Consider the following 4,659-nt stretch of genomic DNA (forward strand, 5'->3'; position numbering starts at 1 on the left):
TGCACGATAAATAGGATGCCCATGATGGCGGCGACGAGCGCCTTGTCGATCGAGGTGAAGGTAGGTACGGGGCTCGCGACTACTTGGAACCACACAAGGACCATGGGAGACGCCACACGGTGGGGCGGATCGAGCGCGGCGGTGGGAATGGCGGCGTACCCGTCCGGAGTCCACAAGGCTGGCTCGAGATTTCACTGGCCGTATGGCTGATCTCGGTCAGCCTTAACGTAGGTGGGCGTGCTGGTTGAGCGCTCGTGTGCCCCCGGCACGCCCCTCCCGGATGACTTCAACCGTTAAGGACTGGGCATCGAGGCGGACTTCTCGCTACCGGCGGAGCGGGTGACGCGCACATTGGACCGCATCATTGAATGGAGAGGACAACCCCTGACCATTCGGGTGGACAATGGCCCCGAACTGATCAGTGGCACGCTGCTGTCCTAGGCGGAGAAGCGCGGAATTGCCGTTCAGCACATCCATGGGCGGCCTCCTGTGTGGCGTTTGGCGACAACCACATCTTGGCTCATTATGCTTGGGTGGAGGCCGTCCACCCCATCAGGTCAGACCATCTCGCCGAGGTGGTCGCGGATCCGGGCCTCATCGATCTTGATGACTTGCCCCATCGGTCTGCCTTCGTTCTCTTCCTTCATGGCCTCTTTCCTCCTTCAATGTGAAAGAAGCCGCCCGTCTTGAAAAGTGCGAAAGATTCTGTACGTTATTCATCCCAAGCCTACGGCTCGCGGAGAGCAACGCCAATCTTACTGCAGATTTCATCATCGACCGGGACATCCCCTCCAATGGCGGCGAGGGTGGTTTCATCTATAAGGCCGACACGGGCAATCTCTACTTGGGCTCGCACCACTGCTTCATCTCCAGCGCGCGCGGCGCCGCTTCGGCATCTAATCAAGTGGCCCACGCCATTACAGAACCACCGGGGGGCCAATGCTGCACCTTGCCTAGGAGGTTCTGGGATACGCATCATTTGGTGAGACTTGCCAAGCATAGGCACATGCGCCACACTTGTCGCGATTACACAATAGAAGGAAGCGACCTATGCCGTTCAAGAACCGGCTCGGCGGCCACACCAACTCCTACCACACCTATAGTCTCGAAGAGGCGCTCGAAGGCATCGCGGCGGCTGGCTACAAATATGTCGAGCTCACCGCCGTGCGTGGCTGGACCGAGCATGTGCCGATCGGGGCTGATGGAAGGACCCTCGGTGGCGTGCAGCGCTTGCTCAACAGACTGGGGCTCATCGCCATTTCGCTCTCCGGTCATTCCGATCTGACCACCAAGGACGGACTGAAGCTCGGCCTCGAGGCGCTCGATCTCACCGAGCGGCTTGGACTCGATATCATGAACACTGCCATCGGCGGCCATTACAGCGAGACTGAGGATGAAGAGGCCTTCATGGGTAACATCCACACTTTGGCCGACGATGCGGCGGGGCGTGGCATCAAGCTCGGTATCGAAATTCATGGAGAGATCACCAAATCGGCCAAAGCGGCTATCGCGTTGTTGAAGCGCATCGGGCGCAAGAATGTGCTGATCAACTACGATACGGCAAACGTGGAGTTCTATGGCGGGGTCAAGGCGGTGGACGACCTGCCATATGCTTTGCCGAAGCTCGTGCATTGCCATCTCAAGGACAAGCAGGGCGAAGGTAAGGTCTGGAATTTTCCGGCCATCGGCAAGGGTCATGTGGACTTCAAGAAGGTTCTGGGGATAATGAAGCGCGGTGGCTTCGAGGGACCTTTGAGTGTGGAAATCGAGTTCAAGGGTGAGCCGTGGCCGTCCCTGGCCGAGGTCAACAAGGCGATGAAGTCCTCTTACAAGACGCTCTCAGCGCTCGGTCTGCACTAGGTGGCAGTCCGATGAGAATTGGCATCCTTGGCTCCGGGTTCATGGGAACCACCCATGCGCGAGCTTACGCGAAGATCCCGGGCGTGGAAATCGTTGCCGTCTCCTCACTGAACAGGGACAAGGCTGAGAAGCTCGCTGCCGAAGTGGGAGCTCGCGCGGTTTCCGATGATCGCGCCATCATCGAAGATGCGTCGATCGTGGCGATCAGCAATACACTGCCCACCCATTTGCACGCAGCACCCACTATCGCGGCGCTTGAGAAGGGCAAGCACGTTCTCCTGGAAAAGCCGTTCGCGCTACTTGCCGAGGAAACCGATGACATGGTTGCGTCGGCCAGGGCGGCGAAGCGGATATTGATGGTAGCGCATGTGATGCGCTTCTGGGGCGAGTACGTGACCCTGGTAGAGTTCGTGCAATCCGGAAGAATTGGGAAGCCCATCTCCGCCGTGGCGACCCGGCTCTCGCAACTTCCAGCATGGTCAGATTGGTTTCTGAACCCGGCGTGGAGTGGCGGAGCGGTGCTCGATCTCGCCGTCCACGACTTCGATGCCTTGAACTGGCTGTTCGGCCAGCCGAAATCTGTCTACGCCCGCGGTCGCGAGCTGAAGCCGCAGCTTTGGAACGATATCCACGCCATCGTCGATTATGGCGATGTCAATGGCATGGTCGACGGCAGCGAGTTCATGCCGGCAGGTTATCCCTTCACCGCCGCACTGAAGGTCTTGTGCGAAGGCGGCGTGATCGAATTCATCTTCCGGGCAGGTGGTGTGAGCCTGGAAATGGGCGGCGGGTCGAGTCTCATCGTGCACGAAGCTGGCAAGTCCTATCCGCTCACCCCCAAACCCGGTGATCCGTACGAGAACCAGATCGCCTATTTCGTCCAATGCTTGCGCGAGGGCCGCGCGCCGGAGCAAGGTACGCCAGAGCAGGCGCGGTCGGCAGTCGCCACCTCCAATGCCGCGCGCCGTTCGCTTGAAACCGGTGAGGTCGTCACGTTGTGAGTGTTGGCTCGGCACTTGCCATCGTCGCCCACCCTGACGACATCGAGTTTACGGTGGCGGGTTCCCTGCTGCTGCTCAAAGATCTCGGCTGGAACATCCATTTCTGGAACCTCGCCAACGGCTGTTACGGATCAATGGCCTACGATAAGGCGGAGATTACCCACATTCGCGCGATTGAGGCTGAGGAAGCTGCAGCGCAAGCAGGGGCCACCTATCACCCTGCAATTGTCGAGGACTTGTCGATCCTCTATCGGCCGGAACTTATCGCCAAAATCACGGGCGTGGTGCGATTGGTGAAGCCGCAGATCATCATCACCCATTCACTCACCGACTATATGGAGGACCACCAGAACGCCGCCCGGCTCGCAGTGACCGGTGCCTTCATTCGCGCCGCACCCAACTTTGTGAGCGACCCGCCACAACCCGCTTGGGCAGGACCTACGATTGTCTATCATGCCATGCCGCACGGGCTGCATGGCCCCATGCGCGAAAAGGTCCAGCCAGAACTCTACGTCGATGTCAGTAGCGTACTCGCACGCAAGAGCGCGCTTCTCGCCTGCCATCGCAGCCAGCAGGCGTGGCTCGAAGCGACGCAGGCCATGGGCTCGATCGTCGAGGAGGCGGAAGCCAACGCTCTCGCCATTGGCAAGATGTCCGGCCGTTTCACCCATGCTGAAGGTTATCGCCGCCACTTGCACCTGGGGCTCGCTAGCGCGTTAGCTGATCCGCTCGGCGACGTACTGGCGGACAGGGCGTGGCGCGATCCTGCCCATTTGCGCTAAAAGCCTTTAAACGTAAGCATTCGGTATGATTCTGCGTTGTAAATTTGCAGATCAGGCAAGCAGAATCCCAACTATCATATTCCGGAGAAAAGAGCTGCCGAACGACGCCACAATGAAGCGGCAGAGGCCGATTACGCCACCTTCACATCCTGATCGGGCTCCAGCGTAGTTGTTCGCAATTGCGCGTAATGGCGGACCGGGAGATGCGTTTACTCAACAAGCTGGAAAATCTCCATATTCTCGGAGGCGGGGTATCTCATTCCTCGTCTCCCCCAAGGAGCACATGTCGGCCAGCCATCGCCGCCATGCCGAAGTCACACCGCAAGCGTTGCGCGACTAGGCCAGCCAGGTCGGTTCGGCAACGGGGCTTCTCGTCGATGCGATCCTGCGCGAGCGGCCTCACCCCGAACAAGGCTTCCGCTCCTGCCTGGGGATATTGCGCCTCGAGCGCAGCCATGGCCGGGAGCGGCTCGAAGCGGCCTGCGACCGGGCGCTGAAGGTCAACGCCCGCACTCTGAGTTCGGTGAACTCGATCCTGCAGAACCGCCTCGACGGACGTCCGCCGGATTCTCCACCCGAACCTGCGGCAACAAAGTAGTTTGAGAATTCTTCTGGTGAGAAGAGTGCGCAGATATTGTCGATGGCTTGCCAGAGATCATCGATGGTTCTGGCGGCAGCGGATCGGAGGTGGGCCTTGAGCTTTGCGAAGGCCATTTCAATGGGGTTCAGGTCGGGGCTGTAGGGCGGCAGGAACAGCATCCAGGCGCCTTTGCTCTGGATCGCCCGCTGAGCGGCTTCGCTTTTGTGGCTCGACAGATTATCGAGAATGACGACGTCGCCCGGCTGGAGAGCGGGCAACAGCTGGGTTTCGACATATGCCTCGAAAATCGCGCGGTTCATCGGTGCGTCGATGACTGTCAACGCCGGAGTAAAATTGGGCCATGCGGCGGCGTAAAAGTCGACCACCTGGCCCATGGGGAAAGGTGCCGGCAAGAGGGATAGCGGCCAGTCAGCCG

4 protein-coding genes and 1 pseudogene are annotated in these 4,659 nt (G+C 59.6%); 4 read left to right on the forward strand and 1 reads right to left on the reverse strand.

Translation table 11 applies throughout. The features are described 5' to 3' along the window. Positions 1-279 precede the first annotated feature (279 nt). The 4 genes and pseudogenes from ACILRA_RS20050 to ACILRA_RS20065 form a co-directional block, all read left to right on the forward strand. Positions 280-438 (forward strand): annotated as a pseudogene (locus ACILRA_RS20050) (IS3 family transposase); the annotation flags it as partial. A gap of 612 nt (positions 439-1,050) precedes the next feature. Next, positions 1,051-1,860 carry a sugar phosphate isomerase/epimerase family protein gene (locus ACILRA_RS20055; protein WP_395663823.1) on the forward strand — a complete coding sequence of 270 codons (810 nt, stop codon included), beginning with the start codon at positions 1,051-1,053 and terminating at the stop codon, positions 1,858-1,860. An 11-nt stretch (positions 1,861-1,871) separates the two neighbouring features. Further along, positions 1,872-2,861 (forward strand): Gfo/Idh/MocA family protein, encoded by a 990-nt coding sequence (locus ACILRA_RS20060; protein WP_395663824.1) that lies wholly within the window; start codon positions 1,872-1,874, stop codon positions 2,859-2,861. Further along, positions 2,858-3,643, forward strand: a complete 786-nt coding sequence (locus tag ACILRA_RS20065; RefSeq protein ID WP_395663825.1) for a PIG-L deacetylase family protein — start codon at positions 2,858-2,860, stop codon at positions 3,641-3,643. The genes ACILRA_RS20060 and ACILRA_RS20065 overlap by 4 nt, the downstream gene beginning before the upstream one ends. Positions 3,644-4,042: 399 nt before the next feature. Here the strand turns inward: ACILRA_RS20065 and ACILRA_RS20070 are convergent. Next, on the reverse strand, positions 4,043-4,659 hold a 617-nt coding region (locus ACILRA_RS20070), incomplete at its 5' end, for a transposase (RefSeq protein WP_395663826.1).

Origin of the sequence: Aestuariivirga sp. (assembly GCF_044239095.1) — a bacterium.
Lineage (GTDB): Bacteria > Pseudomonadota > Alphaproteobacteria > Rhizobiales > Aestuariivirgaceae > Aestuariivirga.

Coding starts and splice junctions, on each gene's coding strand:
- ACILRA_RS20055 (WP_395663823.1), top strand. CDS start 1,051: ATGCCGTTCAAGAACCGGCTCGGCGGCCACACCAACTCCTACCACACC.
- ACILRA_RS20060 (WP_395663824.1), top strand. CDS start 1,872: ATGAGAATTGGCATCCTTGGCTCCGGGTTCATGGGAACCACCCATGCG.